Origin of the sequence: Actinomadura sp. NPDC048394 (assembly GCF_040651755.1) — a bacterium.
Classification (GTDB): Bacteria; Actinomycetota; Actinomycetes; order Streptosporangiales; family Streptosporangiaceae; genus Spirillospora; species Spirillospora montaniterrae.
The window spans coordinates 21,302-37,918 of record NZ_JBEZJL010000050.1 but is presented as its reverse complement, the minus strand read 5'-3'; the positions used below and the strand labels follow the sequence as shown (position 1 = coordinate 37,918).

The window sequence follows — 16,617 nt, the reverse complement described above, 5'->3', positions numbered from 1 at the left end:
GCGGGCGGTCAGCGACGCAGCCGCGCGGCGAACACGTATGCGCCGCCCACGACGACCGACCAGAGGGCGAGGTGCAGCACCAGTCCGGGGAAGTCCGCGAGGAAGCGGTCCGGGCCGTCGTGCGCCGACCGCAGCCACTCGATCATCGGGACAGAGAGCCACGAGAGGCGTCCCAGCCCCAGCAGGAGGACCGCCGTCGCACCGCCCAGCAGCGCCAGCAGCGACACCCCGGGGTCCGGGATGAACGCCCGGCTCGTCCATGCACCGAGCAGCGTGCCGGCGATCGCCACCGGAACGCTCAGCGCGCACCCCGCGAGGATTGCCCGCCCTGGAGCACCGACCTGGAGTGCCTGCACGAGAGGAATGGCGAGCACGATGACGCCCAAGAACACGTTCACCGCGTATGCGGCGGCCAACCCCGCCCACGTGGGCGTCCAGCGGTGCCGCGCCGCGGTCGCCGACAGCGCCCGCTGCTCGTCGGGCTGCGTGTCCAGCAGGGCCCGTGCCGTCCAAGCCCAGATCGGGAACATGAACGCCGCCACGTCGCCGAAGGTGCCGACGGACAGCTTGATCCGCTCCGGCCCGCCCGGCCCCTGCACGAGCACGAGCACCATGACCAGCGCCACGACGATCACCGGATGCAGGACGCGCAGCGAACGCACGTACCCCTCGACCTGGAACCGCGCGAGCGCGATCACCGCCCCCACCCCCCCCACTCGCGCTCCGAACTCCCGCGGAGGATTCGGCTGTGCGCCGGATCGCTGTTCGGTCGCCGCCCCTGACGGTCTTTCGGTTCGGGGATCGGGCGGTTGGGGTGTTCTCTCCTTAAGTGGGTGTGCCGGGCGTGGGCTGGTGGCCATTGCCGGCTTAGGAGGCTGGCCTCATTGCGGGGGGAGGCAGGGGTCTCGTAGGCGGGTTGTCGGCTGTCTTCTGGAAGCGCTTCGGTGTTTGCGGGGGGCTTGGTGATCACTGGTCGGGCCTCCGCACGGTGTAGCCGTCGGCGCGGAGTTTGGTCTCCGCAGTGTCGGCGTCGGCTTCGGGCACCACGACCTCGAGCACCGTGAGCCTCGGTGCGTCCGGTTCCTCGCCGGGAGCCAGGCGCGTCACCGTGCCGTTCGCGACCTGGAGCCGGTCGATGCCCGGAAGGGATTCGATGCAGCGCTGGTGGTCGCTGATGACCACGGTTGCGCCCTCGGCGGCGAGGCCGGCGATCAGGCCCGGGAGGGTGTCGCGGGTCGCCGCGTCCAGGCCGGCGAACGGCTCGTCGAGGATGAGGAGGCCCGGATCGTCCATGAGCGCCTGGGCGAGCCCGACCTTCTGCGCACTGCCCTTGGACAGCTCCGGCAACCGCACGTCGAGGAGGTGATCGAAAGACAGACGCTCGGCCCACGTTCCGATCGCGTCCTTGGGCGCGCGCCTGACGGCGGCCATGTGGCCGAGGTAGGAGCGGACGGTGAACGGCTGGTCCACGGGGAAGCGCTCGGGCGCGTATCCGATCCGGCTCGGCCTGTCCCGCACCGAGCCCCGCCCGGGGGCGCGAAGGCCGGCGATGAGGCGGAGAAGGGTGGACTTTCCCGCGCCGTTCCGTCCGGTCACCTCGGTGACGCTGCCCGCCGGTAGGGAGAGCGTGACGTCCCGCAGCACCCAGGGGCCCCTCCGGTGATAGCGGAAGGCGACATCGTCGAGCCGCATAGGACACGAAGGGTAGTCGCGGAAACCTAAGGACGCCGTTAGGGAGGAGGCTGCGCACGCAGGCGGAGGGCGGCAGAATGCCGCGCATGGCTGACTCCGCGTCCGGCAAGCCCTGCATATTCTGCGAGATCGTGAAGGGAGAGCGCCCCGCCCACATCGTCCTCGACGCTCCGGACGCGCTCGCGTTCCTCGATGTCCGGCCGCTCTTCAAGGGGCACACGCTGCTGGTGCCGCGGACGCATGTCGAGACGCTGCCGGACCTGCCCGCCGACCTCGTCGGCCCGTACTTCCAGCACGCGCAGCGGCTCGCAGCAGCCATGGAGTCGGTGCTCGGCGCGGCCGGCTCCTTCGTCGCCATGAACAACCGCATCAGCCAGAGCGTCCCCCACCTCCACGTGCACGTCGTTCCACGCAACCGCAAGGACGGTCTGAGGGGCTTCTTCTGGCCCCGCCAGAAGTACGACTCCGACGCCGAGGCCGCCGACTACGCCTCCCGCCTATCCACCGCCTTCGCCTGACCCCGAGCCTGACCCCGAGCCGCCTGACCCCGAGCCGCCTGACCCCGAGCCGCCTGACCCCGAGCCGCCGGGCGATCCTTCGCAGAAACCGGTGGGGTGCCGGGTCACTGACTGGGCTGGTTTGTCTGGGCCAGTGAAGGCGCTGCTGGATCCATCGGCTGCGCGAGGCTGTGGTGCTCGGGGAGGGTTGTTTGGCGGCTTGCGGGGGCGCCCCCGCTGTTGGGGCGGGGGCGTCCGGGGGTTAGCTCAGGGCTAGGAGGAGGGCTAGGAAGGGCTCGGTCGCCTTGGGGGCCGGGGGTGGGCCGGGGTTGGCGGCGCGGAGGGCGGCGGCGTGCTCGTACAGGTCGCGTTCCGCGCGGTCGAGGGCGGCGGACAGGACGTAGTCGGCGACGTTCCAGCCGATCAGATCGGCGGCCTTGCGGATGGCGAGGAGCTGCTCGGCGGACGTGCTCAGAGCGATGCGGTCGTCGGTTCCAGAGGCGGGAAGGTCCGGACGGACCGACTCAGACATGGCCGGTCTCCTTCCTTGCGGCATCTCAAAGTACGCCGCGAGGGGTTGCCGGGACATCCTCATTGGGGACGAGAATCGACGGATGGCGGGCGAAGGCGGACGGCGGCGCGCGGCCTCAGCGGGTCCCCCAGGAGTAGGTCTGTTTGCGCAGCTTGAGGTAGACGAAGCTCTCCGTGGAGACGACGCCGGGCACGGCGCGGATCCGGCCCAGCAGTTCCAGGAGGCGCTCGTCGTCCTCGCAGACCAGCTCGAGCAGGATGTCGAACGAGCCGGCGGCGATGACGACGTAGTCGATCTCGTCGACGGCGGCGAGCTCGTCGGCGATCGTCTCCAGGTCGCCCTCGCACTTCACGCCGATCATCATCTGCCGGGAGAAGCCGAGCATCAGCGGGTCGGTCACGCCGACGATCTGCATGACGCCGGTGTCGAGGAGCTTCTGCACGCGCTGCCGGACCGCGGCCTCGGAGAGGCCGACGGCCTTGCCGATGGCGGCGTAGGAGCGGCGGCCGTCCTGCTGGAGCTGCTCGATGATCCGCTTGGCGGTCTCGTCGAGGTGGACGGGCGGCCGGGCGGAGCCCCGGCGGGCGGGAGGGCGCTCCTCCGTCATCGTTGGTACTCCTAGCTGCGGCATCGAGGGTGTGAGGCGGCTGGTCCAAGTGAATTAGTCGTGAAACTGGATCGTAACAACGGAATCACTTGTGTTGGGCTGGAACGTCTGTCAGGGTCAGGCCAACGGGACAGTTCGGGCGGCGGCGCCCAGGAAGGATCGAGATGAGCGGCGAACGGCTGCGCAACTTTATCGGTGGCGAGTACACCGACGCCAAGGACGGGCGGACGCTGGAGGTGGTCGACCCCAGCACCGGCGAAGCGTACGCGGAGGCGCCCGTGTCCGGCGCCGAGGACGTCGACGCCGCGTTCCGCGCCGCCGCGGAGGCGTTCCCCGCCTGGCGGGACGCCACGCCCGGCGAGCGCAGCCTGGCGATGCTGCGGTTCGCGGACGCGGTCGAGGCCCGGGGACGCGAGCTGGTCGAGGCGGAGAGCCGCGACACCGGCAAGCCCGTCCAGCTCACCATGGACGAGGAGCTGCCGCCGATGGTGGACAACCTCCGGTTCTTCGCGGGCGCGTCCCGCGTCCTGGAGGGCAAGGCCACCGGCGAGTACCTGGCGGACCACACCTCGTCGATCCGGCGCGAGCCGATCGGGGTGTGCGCGCAGGTGACGCCCTGGAACTACCCGATGATGATGGCGGTCTGGAAGATCGGGCCGGCGCTCGCGACGGGCAACACCGTGGTGCTCAAGCCGTCCGAGACGACCCCGGTCAGCACGCTGATGCTGGCGGAGATCGCCGCGGAGCACCTGCCGCCGGGCGTGTTCAACGTGATCTGCGGCGACCGCGACACCGGCCGCGCGCTGGTGGAGCACCCGACGCCGCAGATGGTGTCGATCACCGGCAGCGTGCGGGCGGGCATGGAGGTCGCCGCGTCCGCCGCGAAGGACCTGAAGAAGGTGCACCTGGAGCTCGGCGGCAAGGCGCCCGTCGTGGTGTTCGACGACGCGGACGTGGAGTCGGCGGCGCAGGGCATCGCCGAGGCCGGCTACTTCAACGCCGGCCAGGACTGCACCGCGGCGACGCGGGTGCTGGTCGCCGACCGGCTGCACGACGACTTCACCGAGGCGCTCGCCGAGGCGGCGCGCGGCACGGTGGTCGGCCCGCCGAGCAACACCGACGCCTTCTACGGTCCGGTGAACAGCCAGGCGCAGCTGGAGCGCGTGCAGGGCTTCATCGACCGGGTGCCGTCGCACGCGCGCGTGCTGGCCGGCGGGTCGCGGTCCGGTGACACCGGCTACTTCTTCGAGCCGACGGTCGTCGGCGGGCTCCGCCAGGACGACGAGATCGTGCAGAACGAGGTGTTCGGCCCGGTCATCACCGTCCAGCGGTTCTCCGACGAGGCGCAGGCGATCGAGTGGGCGAACGGCGTCCGGTACGGGCTGGCGGCCAGCGTGTGGACGCAGAACCACGGGCGCGCGATGCGCATGAGCAAGGCACTGGACTTCGGGGCGGTGTGGGTGAACACCCACATCCCGTTCGTCTCGGAGATGCCGCACGGGGGCTTCAAGCACTCCGGCTACGGCAAGGACATGTCGATGTACGGAATCGAGGACTACACCCGCGTCAAGCACGTCATGCACTACATCGGCGCCTGAGGGACGTACCGCGGCGGTGCGCGGGCCGGCGTCCGGTCCTCCGGACGGACGCCGGCCGGCGCGGGGGCGTCGCCGTGGTGGTCGGGCGCCACGAGCTCGTGAAGGAAACCCCTGCCCATGACCGAAACCCAGCCCGCCCCGGCGCGCGACGACCCGGGTCGCGCAGTTCCCGCCATCGAGCTCACGGGAGTCGAGAAGACCTACCACGCCTACGGCGAGGCCGTCGCGGCGGTCCGCGGCGTGGACCTGACGATCGCGCAGGGGGAGTTCTTCTCCCTGCTCGGCCCGTCCGGCTGCGGCAAGACCACCACGATGCGCATGATCGCCGGCTTCGAGGAGCCGACGGCCGGCGAGGTCTACCTGCACGGAAACAGCGTCACCGGCGTGCCCGCCAACCGCCGTGACGTGAACATGGTGTTCCAGTCGTACGCGCTGTTCCCGCACATGAACGTCTTCGACAACGTGGCGTTCGGGCTGCGCCGGCGCGGCGTCGGCAAGGCCGACGTCAAGGCGCGGGTCGGCGAGATGCTGGAGATCGTCGACCTGACGGGGCGGGAGCGGCGCCGTCCCGCCGAACTGTCGGGCGGCCAGCAGCAGCGGGTCGCGCTGGCGCGCGCGCTGGTGAACCGGCCGCGCGCGCTGCTGCTGGACGAGCCGCTCGGCGCGCTCGACCTGAAGCTGCGGCAGGCGATGCAGGTCGAGCTGAAGCGCATCCAGCGGGAGGTCGGCATCACGTTCGTGTACGTGACGCACGACCAGGGCGAGGCGCTGACGATGTCGGACCGGATCGCGGTGATGAACGACGGGCTGATCGAGCAGCTCGGCACGCCGCGGGAGATCTACGAGCATCCGGCGACGCGGTTCGTGGCCGGGTTCATCGGGACGTCGAACCTGCTCGGCGGGGAGGTCGCCGAGGTGTCCGGGGGCGGCGCCGTGATCTCCTACGGGGCGGACGGGCGGATCGAGGTGCCGGTGCGGGACGGGCTGGCGGTCGCGGCGGGGGAGCGGCTGGAGCTGACGGTCCGGCCGGAGAAGATCGGCATCGGGACCGACAAGCCGGCCGGCGACCTGTGCCGCGTCCGCGGCACGGTCACGGAGGTCGTCTACCTGGGGACCTCGACGAACTACAACATCACCACCTCCACCGGCGCCGACGTGGTCGTGTTCCTGCAGAACGCCACGAACGCCGACGACATCGCCGTTCGCGGGGACGGCGTCTGGCTGTCGTGGGACCCGCGCCACTCGTACGCCATAGGAGCCCCCCAGTGACGAACATCGACCCCGCGTTCCTGCGCGGCCTGACCCGCCCGCGGCTGGCACGGTCCACCGCGTCCCGCCGGGACGTCCTGCGGCTGATGGGCGCGGCGGGCGCCGGCCTGGCCCTGTCCGCCTGCGGCGTGAAGGGGCAGGGCGGCAAGGAGAAGGTCACCCAGACCGACGTGCAGAAGTACTGGGCGGGCAAGGCCCGGACCGGGAAGCTCAACTGGGCGAACTGGCCGGGCTACATGGAGGACGACCACTCGACCATCAAGGCCTTCGAGAAGGCCACCGGCATCAAGGTGGACTACAAGGAGGTCATCCAGGAGATGGGGCCCTGGTTCGGCAAGATCCAGGCCCCGCTGGCGGCGGGCCAGTCCATCGGGTTCGACCTGATGGTGATGACGAACGGGATCCAGCTGGAGCAGGCGCGGCAGCTCGGCTACCTCGCGCCGCTGGACCAGTCGCGGCTGAAGAACTTCCAGGCCAACGCCGGCGCGACGTTCAAGAACCCGTCGTACGACCCGGGCAACGCGTTCACGGTCCCGTACGAGTCGGGCATCACCGGGATCGCGTACAACACCAAGTACGTCAAGGAGGAGATCACCAGCATCGCGCAGCTGTTCGACCCGAAGTACAAGGGGCGGGTCGGCATGATGGGCGACTCGCAGGAGCTCGGGAACTTCGGGATGTTCCTGCTGGGCATCGACCCGGAGAAGTCGACGCAGGCCGACTGGGAGAAGGCGGCGGCGAAGCTGCGGGAGCAGCGCGACAAGGGGATCGTCCGCAAGTACTACAACCAGGACTACGTCGACGCCGTCAGCAAGGGCGACGTGTGGATGACGATGGCGTGGTCCGGTGACGTGTACAGCATGACCAGTCCGGACGTGCGGTTCGCCATCCCGAAGGAGGGCGGCACCATCTGGACCGACAACATGTGCATCCCGAAGACCGCGAGCGCCCCCGTCGACGCGATCACGCTGATGGACTGGCTGTACGTCCCGGAGAACAACGCGCCGCTGACCGAGTTCGTCAACTACATCACGCCGGTGCCGGGCGTGAAGCAGGTCGTCGCGGCGGACGCGGCGAAGGCGACGGGCCAGGAGAAGAAGGACCTGACCCGGCTCAGCACGAGCCCGCTGGTGTTCCCGACGGACGCGGACATGCAGCGGCTGCGGCACTACCGGCGGCTCACGCAGGCGGAGGAGACGCAGTACCAGAAGATCTTCGAGCCCATCGCCAAGGGGTCGTGATGGCCCGGCGGTCCCGGGGCGGCGCGTCGACGCCGTACCTGATGATCCTGCCGAGCGGGCTGTGGATGCTGGCGTTCTTCATCGTGCCGATCGTGCTGATGGTGTCGCTGTCGCTGCAGACGGGGAACCTCATCGACGGCTTCCGGCAGACGTTCCACTGGCAGAACTACACCGACAGCCTGAACACCTACGGCGACAAGGTGGTGCGGTCGCTCTGGTACGGCCTGATAGCGACCGTCCTGTGCATCGCGCTCGCGTACCCCGCCGCGTACTGGATCGCCTTCCGCGGCGGGCGGCACAAGTCGACGTACCTGTTCCTGCTGCTGCTGCCGTACTTCGTGTCGTTCGTCCTGCGGACGGTGTCGTGGAAGCTGGTCCTGACCGACAACGGGCCGATCCTCGGTCCGCTGCGGAACCACGGCATCCTGCCGGACGGCTTCCACGTGCTGGACACGGGCGTCGCGGTGGTGTCGGGGCTGACGTACAACTTCCTGCCGTTCATGGTGCTGCCGATCTACGTGGCGCTGGAGCGGATCGACGAGCGCGTCGTCGAGGCCGCGTACGACCTGTACGCGAGCCGCGCGCAGGCGTTCGCGCGGGTGGTGCTGCCGCTGTCGCTGCCGGGGGTGTTCGCGGGCGTCATCATGACGTTCGTGCCCGTGTCCTCGGACTACGTCAACGCCGAGGTGCTGGGCGGCCCGCAGAACACGATGATCGGCAACGTGATCCAGACGGAGTACTTCGACAACAGCGCCTACCCGGTCGCGTCGGCGCTGTCGTTCGCGCTGATGGCGATCCTGCTGGTCGGCATCTTCGTGTACGCGCGGTCGCTGGGCACGCAGGACGTTCTGGAGGCGGCGGGACGATGACGACGATCGCACCCACCGCGGCCCCGCGCCCCGCGCCGCCGCGCCGGCGCCGCCGGATCTCCGGCCTGCACCTGTACACGCTGCTGCTGATCGCGTGGCTGATCCTGCCGATCGCCATCATGATCATGTTCGGGTTCAACGACACGCACAGCAAGCAGAACTTCCAGTGGCAGGGCTTCACGTTCAAGTGGTACGTCCACCTGTTCGACAAGGAGGACCTGACCACGGCGGTGGTCAACTCGCTGACGATCGCGCTGTTCAGCACCGCCATCACCACCGTCATCGGGACGTTCGCCGGCATCGCGCTCGGCCGGTACCGGTTCCGCGGCAAGGGCGTGACGAACCTGGTGCTGTTCATGGCGATCTCCTGCCCGGAGATCGTGATGGGCGCGTCGCTGCTGTCCATGTTCGTCACGTTCAACCTGCCGCGCGGTTACCTGACGATCCTGCTGGCGCACGTGATGTTCTCGATCGCGTTCGTCGCGGTGACGGTGCGGGCGCGCGTGGTCGGCCTGGACCCGGCGGTGGAGGAGGCGGCGCAGGACCTCGGGGCCGGGCCGTGGACGCGGTTCCGGCTGGTCACGCTGCCGATGATCATGCCAGGGGTGGTGGCGGGGGCGCTGCTGGCGTTCGTGCTGTCCATCGACGACTTCGTCATCACCAACTTCACCAGCGGCTCCACCATCACGTTCCCGCTGTGGATCTACGGCTCCACCCGGACCGGGACGCCGCCGCAGGTCAACGTGATGGGGACGATCATCTTCGCGGTCGGCGTGGTGATCGCCGTGGTGTCGGCGCGGCGCAGCATCCGCGCGTCCCGCTGAGGGCGCGGACGTGCCCGATCCCGCGAGCGTGACCGGCTCCGCGAGCGTGCCGTACGACGTCGCGAAGGCGCTCGCGGACGCCGAGCCCGTGCCGTACTGGCTCGCCGGCGCGGCGCGTCCCGAGCCGGAGCCGCCGCCGGCGGGCGACCAGGTCTGCGACCTGGCCGTGGTCGGCGGCGGCTACAGCGGCCTGTGGACGGCCCTGCTCGCCAAGGAGCGCGACCCGTCCCTGGACGTCGTCGTGCTGGAGGCCGGGCGGGTGGGGTCCGCCGCGTCGGGGCGCAACGGCGGGTTCTGCGCGGCGAGCCTCACCCACGGCCTGGAGAACGGCTCGGGCCGCTGGCCGGACGAGATGCACGAGCTCGAACGGCTCGGCTGGGACAACCTGCGCGCCATCGGCACCACCCTCACCCGCTACGGCATCGACGCCGAGTGGGACCCGACCGGCGAGATGACCGTCGCGACGCGGGAGTGGCAGGTCCCGCTGCTGGAACGGGAGGCGGAGAAGGCGTACGAGCTGGGCTGGGAGCCGATCCTGCTCGGCCCGGACGCCGTCCGCCGGGAGGTCGCGTCGCCCACCTACCTCGCCGGGCTGTGGGACCGGGACGCGGTCGTCATGGTGCATCCCGCGAAGCTCGCGTTCGGGCTGGCGGCCGCGTGCCGGTCCCTCGGCGTCCGTATCCACGAGAACGCGCGGGTGACCGGTGTGCGTTCGGACGCCCGCCGGCTGCGGCTGAGCGGCGCGCACGGGTCGGTGACGGCCCGGCGCGTCGCGCTCGCGACGGGCGCATTCCCGCCGCTGCTGCGGCGCATGCGTAGTCTTCTCGTCCCCGTGTACGACTACGCATTGGTGACCGAGCCGCTTTCTCCGGCGCAGCGCGACGCGATCGGCTGGAAGCATCGGCAGGGGCTCGGGGACGCCGGAAACCAGTTCCACTATTACCGGCTCACCGCGGACGACCGGATCCTCTGGGGCGGGTACGACGCCGTCTACCACTACGGCAACGGGATGCGTCGCGACCTGGAGAACCGTCCCGCCACTTTCGCCGCCTTGGCGCGGCATTTCTTCGACACGTTCCCGCAGCTGGAGGGCGTACGTTTCACGCACGCGTGGGGCGGCGTCATCGACACGTGCAGCCGCTTCTGCGCCTTCTACGGGACGGCCTTCGACCGGAGGCTCGCCTATGCGGCGGGCTATACCGGCCTCGGTGTGGGAGCCACGCGTTTCGGTGCGGACGTCATGCTCGATCTGCTCCGCGTCGGCCTTGCGCCCGGTGAGGAGACCGAGCGGACGCGGCTGGCGATGGTGCGCTCCAAGCCCGTCCCGTTCCCGCCCGAACCGCTCAGGTACGGCGTCATCGAGCTGACGCGGCGCGAGATGGCCCGCGCCGACCGCAACGACGGCCGCCGCGGCCTGTGGCTGCGCGCCCTGGACCGCTTCGGCCTCGGCTTCGACTCCTGACAGCCCGCGCCACCAGCGGGGTCGCCCGCCGACCGGCGGGGTCGCGCGCCGCCCGGCCGGGAGGTCAGTCCGGCGCCGCGTCGACGGTGCCGAAGACGAACGACGAGACCTCGAGGTAGAGCTGCTCCGGGTACGGCACGAAGCGGACCCTCCGGAGCCCCTGCTTCTGCCCCGCGGACTCGATGATGAACTCGCCGTAGCCGAGCGCCCGGCCCGTGTAGGAGCGCTTCAGCTCGATGTTGTCGACCTTCGCCATCGGCATCATCGCGATGTCCCGGTTGAGGACGCCGCGGATCACCATGACCCGGTGCTCGGTGACCAGGAAGAACTGCATGGACCAGGCGGCGAGGTTCCAGAGCAGGTAGCCGAGGCTGACCAGCCACAGCAGCCAGATCCACACCAGGCCGATGGTGATCTGGACGGCCGCGCACAGGACGAGGGCGGCGACCGTGGACGCGATCGGCAGCAGGAGGAGGGCGGGGTGCCGGCGCACGGCGATGACCCGTCCCTCGTAGGACATCAAGTACCTGTCGACCATCCGCGTCGTCGTGTCGTCGCGGTGGACCACCATGTCCTGCAGATTCACTGCGGTTCCCCATCGTGTCCGGTGCGTCCAACGGTAGCCCAACGCGCGCCGGCGGTGCAGGGACCGCGGGGGTGAGGCGCGCGGGTCGCGCGGGAACGCCGGATCGCCCTTGTGCGCGCGGGACGCGCGGCTGATGATGTTGGTCATGGACGGCGTTGGGGAGCCCGGTCGGCAGCCGCAGGAGGGCCGTGCGGGCGCCGGGGGAGCGCAAGGGGAGTTCGCCCACGACGTCATGGGCCGCCCCATCTGGCGGCTGATGCTGCGCGGGCTCGGCGTGTACCTGCCGGGGTGGCGGACGCCGGAGACGGTGCTGCGGGTGCCGGGCGGCGCGACCGGGTTCGGCCCGCCCGCGTTCCTGGACGGCGCCGCCGGGTTCGGGCTGCAGCTCCCGGACCGGCGCCGGGGCCTGGAGCCGGACCGGGAGATCTACGTGCGGGGCCGGGAGAACCCGAGCTTCGGCATCGTCGTGGCGGGCCCGGCGGAGGCGATCGGCAGCCGGGTCGTGGACGCGGACACGCTGATGCGGTTCGCGCGGCGGCTGACCTTCGAGGAGCTGTTCGACACCGGCGACGCCGACTCGGTGCCGTACGCGGTGCGCGGCGCGCGCGCGGTGGAGAACGTGGTGTTCCTCGACCGTGCCGCAGGCGTCGGGCTGTGCGCGGAGGTCGAACCCGTGACGCGCGCGCTGCACTGCCCGCTGTACGTGCGGATCGGCGGCCCCGCCGAGCGGACGGTCTGGGCCTACGCCCCGAACACCGGCCACGCCCCGAACGCCCACGGCACGCCCGGCACAGCCCACGGCACGCCCGGCACTGCCCACGGCACGCCCGGTACCGGCCATGGCGCCCCGAGCACCGCCCACGGCACGCCCGGAACCGCCCACGGCGCGGACCCGGCCTACGGTGCCGGCCCGGCTTACGGCGCGGAAGCCCAGGCGGTGAGGTCCCACAGCTGATGCGACGGCAGCCGCCGCAGCCGCTCGGTGGCCGACGACGGGTCCCAGAACACCTCGTCGCTCTCCAGCTCCAGTGACTGCGCCGCCGTCAGCACCGCGCAGAGCAGCTCGTCGCGGGTGCGGACGGCCATCAGCGGCCCGATCTGCGCCACCGCCCCGGAACACTCCGACAGGGTGCGCAGGAGCGCCTTGAGGGCCTCCTCGTCCTCCGGAGCGCGCGCGGGCTCCACACCGGGCGGGAGGCCCGGCTCGACGCGGGCCAGGCCGCTGCGGCGGTCACCCCCGTTGGCGGTGAGGCCGTTCTTCGGCGCCTCGGTGCCGGCCGAGATGAGCAGCGCGCTGAACGCGCCCGCGAGGTCCTCGGCGGCCTGGCCGCCGAGGAAGTAGCGGCGCCGCTCGGGCGAGCCCGGCGCCGTCCCGTCGGTGCCCTCGGCGGTGCGGAACCGGACGTTCAGCCGGCTGGCCCGCACGCACCGCTCGTACATCTCGGTGAGGATGTCCTCGAGCTGCTCGTCGCGCGCCCACAGCCGCCCCGTGGCGGTCACGGACGTCCCGCCGGGGTGCTCGCGCGGCCGCCCCGTCAGCGCGGCCGTGACGGTGTCGTCGAGCTCGCCCTCGGTGAACTGGAGCAGCTCGGTGACGACGTCCTCGACGTCCTCCAGCGTGCGGGTGAGGGTGCGCTGCAGCTCGAGGATCTCCTCGCCGCCGCGCTCCAGCTCGGCGAGCCGGTCCAGCGCGCCCTCGACCTTGCCCTCGACGTCGGCGGCGCCGGCGCCGGTCACCGACCGCACCGACGTCTCGATGTCGGCGAGCTTGCGGCGCAGCGCGGCGAGCGTGATGCGCTGCTGCTCCAGGTCGTGCAGCCGGCCCGCCTGCACGCGCAGGTGTTCGTCGGCCTGGTGGACGCGCCCCGCCAGCTCCTCGACCTGCTCGTGGTTGTGCCGCAGCCGGCCGTCCAGCGCGGGCAGCACGTCCTGCTTGACCCGCGACAGCTCGGCGGTGAGCTGCTCGCCGACCGTGACCAGCACGTTGTTCTGCTTGGTGACCTGCTCGTTCAGCTCGTCGACGCGGCGCGCGAACGCGGTGGCCTGGTTGCGGGACTGCCGCCCCGCGTAGAGTTCCAGCGCCCCGACCACGACGCACAGCACCACCAGGACGACCGTCGTCATGGCACTCCTCGGGCGAGGCGGTTCCTACCGGAATGGGTTTTGATCGCGACCATAACTTACGATCACGCGCGCCGACCGGAACTTACGTAACCGACTGATCTCAGTGACCGTCCGGTCTCATCCGCCCTTCACGCCCCGCCATTCCTGCCATTGCGCGTCCGCGCGGTCACGCTTCGTCACAGCCCTCGAATTGGGGCACGGTCGTGGTGACTTTCAGGCCCGCGGGATCGAACCATTTGTGCAGCAGCTTCGGCAGGGTCCCGTCCTGGTACATCTTGGTGAGGACCTTGTTCACCTTCTCGCAGCCGTCCACGTCGTCCTTGCGCAGGCCGATGCCGTACGGTTCGTCGGAGAACGGGGCGTTGACGATCGCCACCTTGTGGCCCTCCTTGACGGCCTTCGCCGCCAGGCCCGCCAGGATCAGGTCGTCGGTCGAGACGGCGTCGAGACGGCCCGCGGTGAGGTCGTCCAGGCAGGCCGCGTAGCCCCCGACGTCCGCCGGAAGCGCCGCCACGCCCATCTCGTCGTGGACGCGCGGGTACGACACCGACCCGGCGACCCGGCACAGCCGCTTCCCGGCGAGGTTGTGGACGCTCTTCACCGCCGACGCGTCGGACGCGCGGACGAGGATGTCCTGGTGCGCGACGTAGTACGGCCCGGCGAACGCCACGTCCAGCTTCCGCTCGGGCGTGATCGAGTAGCTGGCGACGACGAGGTCGACCTTGCCCTTCTCGATCAGGCTCTCGCGGGTCTTGGACGTCACCGGGGCGAAGCGCAGGTGCGAGCCCGTGACGCCGAGCCGCTTGGCGACCTCCGTCGCGACGTCGATGTCGAAGCCCGCGTAGGTGCCGCCGCTGCGCGCCCCGACGCCGGGCTGGTCGGTGTTGACGCCGATCGTGAGGTCGCTCTTGTGCACGATCGACGTCTCGCCCGCGTCGGCGATCCCGCACGCCGCCGCCGACAGCGCCGCCGTCCCGGCGGTCAGCAGCGCCGCCGCCGCGCGCAGCACGGTCCCGTTCCGCCGGATCCCCATGGTCTCCATTCCGCGCCTTCTCATCGCTGCCACCGGTATTCCGCCAGGCGCGGACGCACCCCGATGAGCGCGAGCGCGACGATGATGACGCCCGCGACCGGCAGCACCGCGTACCAGCCGCCCGTGCCGTGCTCGCCGTCCTTGACGGCGTCCTCGAACGCGGTCCAGTGGATCCCGATGAGGGACTGCATGTCCTTGTCGTACCGGGTGAAGTCGGTGGTGGCCGCGCCGCGCGCCGCGGCGGCCTGCGCCCGCTGCCCGCCGTCGACCAGCGCCCGCATCCGGTGGTCGTTCTGCTGGACCTTCTGGTAGTCGGCCAGCACGCGCCTCAGCGCGTCGTCGGTGTCGGCGGGCCGGTCGGCGTCCGCGGCCCGGCCGGCCTCCGCGCCGAGGAAGCCGAGGAACGGCGCGCGGCCGGGCTCGAACGACAGCCCCTTCTGCACGGCGGCGTTGTACTCGTCGAGGTTCCCGGCCTTCAGGTACAGGACGGTCTGCGACTTGTTCAGGTACACCTGCTCGTAGGTGTCGGCGCGGGCCGGGTCGAGCAGGAAGCGCGTCTCGTCGGCGTTCGCGCTGTTGCTGATGGCGCGCGCCCGCGACAGCGACAGGATCGGGTCGAAGCCCTGCTCCTTCGCCCGGCGCAGGTCGTCCGCCTGCCCGGAGAGCATCGCGGCGCAGGCGGCGACGAGGACGAGCGCGCCGAGCGTGGCGACCGCCAGCGCCGGGTTCAGCAGCCGCCGGAAGCGGCGAGCCAGGTACGCCTGCAGCCCGAGCAGGACGGCCAGCAGCACGATCCCGGTCACGATGACCCACAGGGCGCCCGACCGGACGTCGGAGCGTTTCTCCTCGTAGGTGTGCCGGACGAGTGTGCCGTTGTCGAGCGTCAGGTTGTACGCCTTGGGCAGCAGGTCGAGCTTCATCATGTCGGTCGCCTGCCGGTACAGGTCCAGGACCTTCTTCGGCGGCTGCCCGGACGTGCGGCCCGACTGCTCGTCGAGCAGCAGCGCCTGCGAGGCGAGCCGCTCGTAGCGGCCGATGCCGTCCAGCAGCTCGCGGGCGGTGTCGTCCTCGGTCGTCTCGTCGGCGAGCTTCGCCGCCTTCAGCAGCGCGACGCCGGCCCGCTGCCGGTCCTCGTCGTAGCGGGCGAGGGCCTGGTCGCGGCCGCCGCCGGGCGCGGCCCCGGCGAGCAGCGCGTTGGCCAGCTGGGCGTCCATGTCCGACAGCTGGAAGTACATGTCGCCGGTCGCGACGACCTGCGGGCCCGCGTCCTTCCCGATCACCTGCACGCCGTCGCGGGCGTCGGCGATCGCCGCCCACGCCACCACGAGCAGCGCCACGAGCACCACGGCGACCGCGGCGGTCAGCGCCCGGATCCGGCCCGCGACGGTGCGGGGCAGCGCCCGCGCGATGCCCGACGGCTCGGCGGGGGCCGCGCGCCGCAGCCGCCGCTGCGACGGGCGCTCGGGCGGCGCGGCCTCCCCGCCGCGGGCCGCGGCGGCCCCGGCGGGACCCCTGGACGGTGCGCCCGGCGGACCCGCCGGCGCCTGCTGGACGGCCGTCATAGCGCCTCGTCTCTGGTCAGCGTGATGGTGGTCCAGGCGCCGACGTGGATGCGGTCGCCCGCGGCCACGGGGACCTCCTCGTTCAGCGGGATCGGCTCGGTGGAGCCGTTCAGGCAGGTCCGGTTCCGGGAACCGGGGTCGACGAGCGTCCAGGAGCCGTCCGGCTTGGCCAGCAGCACCGCGTGCACGTGCGAGACGCCCGGGTCCTCCGGTGGCTCGCGCAGGTCGATCTCCGGCGGGGACGGCTGCGCCGAGCTCCGCCGCCCGATGCGGATCTGCTGCCCGGCGAGCGGGATCCGCCGCTCCGGCGCGTAGGGCGGGAACGCCAGCGTCGCCGAGTCCGGTCCCTCCTCGGCGATGACCGCGTTGTAGTACTCGCGGTCGGCGGCGACCACGGCCGTCCAGCCCGTCCCGCCCGTCACGCCCGGGCCGGGCGGTGCGGGGTCGGGCCGGTCCGGGCCGGGCGGCGGGGGACCCGGCCGGTCGGGGGTGGGCCGGCCGCCGCCGGTCGCGAAGTCGTAGCCGCAGATCTCGCAGAACCGGTCGGTGCCGGGCTCGCCGCAGTCCGGGCAGACCCGTGCTCCGGCCGGGGCGGGCGACGCTCCGGTCCCCCCGCCGGACGGGGACGCGGGGGAGGCCAGGGGCGCGCCGATGAGCTCGCCGCACTCGTCGCAGTAGTCCGCGGACTGGGAGGTGTGTCCGTTGGGGCAGATCGCCATGC

General features: G+C 71.6%; 17 protein-coding genes. 8 read left to right on the top strand and 9 right to left on the bottom strand.

What is annotated here, in order from left to right:
• Positions 1–8 precede the first annotated feature (8 nt).
• The gene (locus tag AB0C78_RS31905) at positions 9–698 is read right to left on the bottom strand and encodes a hypothetical protein (protein WP_360755074.1); all 690 of its coding nucleotides are present in this window, start codon (positions 696–698) and stop codon (positions 9–11) included.
• A 268-nt stretch (positions 699–966) separates the two neighbouring features.
• A complete protein-coding gene (locus tag AB0C78_RS31900) occupies positions 967–1,692 on the bottom strand; it encodes an ATP-binding cassette domain-containing protein (RefSeq protein WP_360755072.1) in 726 nt (241 codons plus the stop codon).
• 86 nt (positions 1,693–1,778) lie between these two features.
• Between AB0C78_RS31900 and AB0C78_RS31895 the strand changes: the two genes are divergently transcribed.
• Positions 1,779–2,210, top strand: coding sequence for an HIT family protein (locus AB0C78_RS31895; protein WP_360755070.1), 432 nt, complete (start codon positions 1,779–1,781; stop codon positions 2,208–2,210).
• 241 nt (positions 2,211–2,451) lie between these two features.
• Here the strand turns inward: AB0C78_RS31895 and AB0C78_RS31890 are convergent, their stop codons facing one another.
• Together AB0C78_RS31890 and AB0C78_RS31885 are read right to left on the bottom strand one after the other, a co-directional pair.
• A complete protein-coding gene (locus AB0C78_RS31890; protein WP_360755068.1) occupies positions 2,452–2,721 on the bottom strand; it encodes a DUF1778 domain-containing protein in 270 nt (89 codons plus the stop codon).
• A gap of 115 nt (positions 2,722–2,836) precedes the next feature.
• Positions 2,837–3,328: an Lrp/AsnC family transcriptional regulator gene (locus tag AB0C78_RS31885; RefSeq protein ID WP_151539748.1), complete on the bottom strand. Its 492-nt coding sequence runs from the start codon at positions 3,326–3,328 to the stop codon at positions 2,837–2,839.
• Between the two features lie 164 nt (positions 3,329–3,492).
• Here AB0C78_RS31885 and AB0C78_RS31880 point away from each other — a divergent pair, with 164 nt between their 5' ends.
• The 6 genes from AB0C78_RS31880 to AB0C78_RS31855 all read left to right on the top strand — a co-directional run bounded on the left by AB0C78_RS31880 (position 3,493) and on the right by AB0C78_RS31855 (position 10,591).
• Positions 3,493–4,926 (top strand): gamma-aminobutyraldehyde dehydrogenase, encoded by a 1,434-nt coding sequence (locus AB0C78_RS31880; protein ID WP_360755064.1) that lies wholly within the window; start codon positions 3,493–3,495, stop codon positions 4,924–4,926.
• A gap of 117 nt (positions 4,927–5,043) precedes the next feature.
• Positions 5,044–6,195, top strand: coding sequence for an ABC transporter ATP-binding protein (locus AB0C78_RS31875; RefSeq protein ID WP_360755062.1), 1,152 nt, complete (start codon positions 5,044–5,046; stop codon positions 6,193–6,195).
• Positions 6,192–7,436 carry a spermidine/putrescine ABC transporter substrate-binding protein gene (locus AB0C78_RS31870; RefSeq protein ID WP_360755060.1) on the top strand — a complete coding sequence of 415 codons (1,245 nt, stop codon included), beginning with the start codon at positions 6,192–6,194 and terminating at the stop codon, positions 7,434–7,436. The genes AB0C78_RS31875 and AB0C78_RS31870 overlap by 4 nt, the downstream gene beginning before the upstream one ends.
• Positions 7,436–8,305, top strand: a complete 870-nt coding sequence (locus AB0C78_RS31865; protein WP_360755057.1) for an ABC transporter permease — start codon at positions 7,436–7,438, stop codon at positions 8,303–8,305. Before AB0C78_RS31870 ends, AB0C78_RS31865 begins: the two co-directional genes overlap by 1 nt.
• Entirely contained in the window at positions 8,302–9,129 is an 828-nt protein-coding gene (locus tag AB0C78_RS31860; protein ID WP_360755054.1) for an ABC transporter permease, read from the top strand. Before AB0C78_RS31865 ends, AB0C78_RS31860 begins: the two co-directional genes overlap by 4 nt.
• A 10-nt stretch (positions 9,130–9,139) precedes the next feature.
• Positions 9,140–10,591, top strand: a complete 1,452-nt coding sequence (locus AB0C78_RS31855) for an FAD-dependent oxidoreductase (protein ID WP_360755051.1) — start codon at positions 9,140–9,142, stop codon at positions 10,589–10,591.
• Between the two features lie 64 nt (positions 10,592–10,655).
• On the opposite strand, the gene AB0C78_RS31850 is transcribed toward AB0C78_RS31855, so the two are convergent.
• Positions 10,656–11,177 carry a PH domain-containing protein gene (locus AB0C78_RS31850; RefSeq protein ID WP_225991518.1) on the bottom strand — a complete coding sequence of 174 codons (522 nt, stop codon included), beginning with the start codon at positions 11,175–11,177 and terminating at the stop codon, positions 10,656–10,658.
• Between the two features lie 145 nt (positions 11,178–11,322).
• Between AB0C78_RS31850 and AB0C78_RS31845 the strand changes: the two genes are divergently transcribed.
• Entirely contained in the window at positions 11,323–12,132 is an 810-nt protein-coding gene (locus tag AB0C78_RS31845; protein ID WP_360755047.1) for a hypothetical protein, read from the top strand.
• On the opposite strand, the gene AB0C78_RS31840 is transcribed toward AB0C78_RS31845, so the two are convergent.
• The 4 genes from AB0C78_RS31840 to AB0C78_RS31825 form a co-directional block, all read right to left on the bottom strand.
• Positions 12,093–13,301, bottom strand: a complete 1,209-nt coding sequence (locus AB0C78_RS31840; RefSeq protein WP_360755044.1) for a hypothetical protein — start codon at positions 13,299–13,301, stop codon at positions 12,093–12,095. The two genes, AB0C78_RS31845 and AB0C78_RS31840, sit on opposite strands and share 40 nt — an antisense overlap.
• A 166-nt stretch (positions 13,302–13,467) precedes the next feature.
• On the bottom strand, positions 13,468–14,343 hold the full coding sequence (locus AB0C78_RS31835) for a glutamate ABC transporter substrate-binding protein (protein ID WP_360755041.1): 876 nt from the start codon (positions 14,341–14,343) through the stop codon (positions 13,468–13,470).
• Between the two features lie 11 nt (positions 14,344–14,354).
• The gene (locus AB0C78_RS31830; RefSeq protein ID WP_360755039.1) at positions 14,355–15,896 is read right to left on the bottom strand and encodes a hypothetical protein; all 1,542 of its coding nucleotides are present in this window, start codon (positions 15,894–15,896) and stop codon (positions 14,355–14,357) included.
• Positions 15,893–16,615 (bottom strand): FHA domain-containing protein, encoded by a 723-nt coding sequence (locus AB0C78_RS31825; protein WP_360755037.1) that lies wholly within the window; start codon positions 16,613–16,615, stop codon positions 15,893–15,895. The genes AB0C78_RS31830 and AB0C78_RS31825 overlap by 4 nt, the downstream gene beginning before the upstream one ends.
• Positions 16,616–16,617 lie beyond the last annotated feature (2 nt).

Bases quoted from the DNA above. Each gene is read 5' to 3' on its own strand.
- AB0C78_RS31890 (WP_360755068.1), bottom strand. From the start codon at position 2,721: ATGTCTGAGTCGGTCCGTCCGGACCTTCCCGCCTCTGGAACCGACGAC.
- AB0C78_RS31840 (WP_360755044.1), bottom strand. From the start codon at position 13,301: ATGACGACGGTCGTCCTGGTGGTGCTGTGCGTCGTGGTCGGGGCGCTG.
- AB0C78_RS31825 (WP_360755037.1), bottom strand. From the start codon at position 16,615: ATGGCGATCTGCCCCAACGGACACACCTCCCAGTCCGCGGACTACTGC.
- AB0C78_RS31845 (WP_360755047.1), top strand. From the start codon at position 11,323: ATGGACGGCGTTGGGGAGCCCGGTCGGCAGCCGCAGGAGGGCCGTGCG.
- AB0C78_RS31895 (WP_360755070.1), top strand. From the start codon at position 1,779: ATGGCTGACTCCGCGTCCGGCAAGCCCTGCATATTCTGCGAGATCGTG.
- AB0C78_RS31860 (WP_360755054.1), top strand. From the start codon at position 8,302: ATGACGACGATCGCACCCACCGCGGCCCCGCGCCCCGCGCCGCCGCGC.
- AB0C78_RS31835 (WP_360755041.1), bottom strand. From the start codon at position 14,343: ATGGAGACCATGGGGATCCGGCGGAACGGGACCGTGCTGCGCGCGGCG.
- AB0C78_RS31875 (WP_360755062.1), top strand. From the start codon at position 5,044: ATGACCGAAACCCAGCCCGCCCCGGCGCGCGACGACCCGGGTCGCGCA.
- AB0C78_RS31885 (WP_151539748.1), bottom strand. From the start codon at position 3,328: ATGACGGAGGAGCGCCCTCCCGCCCGCCGGGGCTCCGCCCGGCCGCCC.
- AB0C78_RS31880 (WP_360755064.1), top strand. From the start codon at position 3,493: ATGAGCGGCGAACGGCTGCGCAACTTTATCGGTGGCGAGTACACCGAC.
- AB0C78_RS31830 (WP_360755039.1), bottom strand. From the start codon at position 15,896: ATGACGGCCGTCCAGCAGGCGCCGGCGGGTCCGCCGGGCGCACCGTCC.
- AB0C78_RS31900 (WP_360755072.1), bottom strand. From the start codon at position 1,692: ATGCGGCTCGACGATGTCGCCTTCCGCTATCACCGGAGGGGCCCCTGG.
- AB0C78_RS31865 (WP_360755057.1), top strand. From the start codon at position 7,436: ATGGCCCGGCGGTCCCGGGGCGGCGCGTCGACGCCGTACCTGATGATC.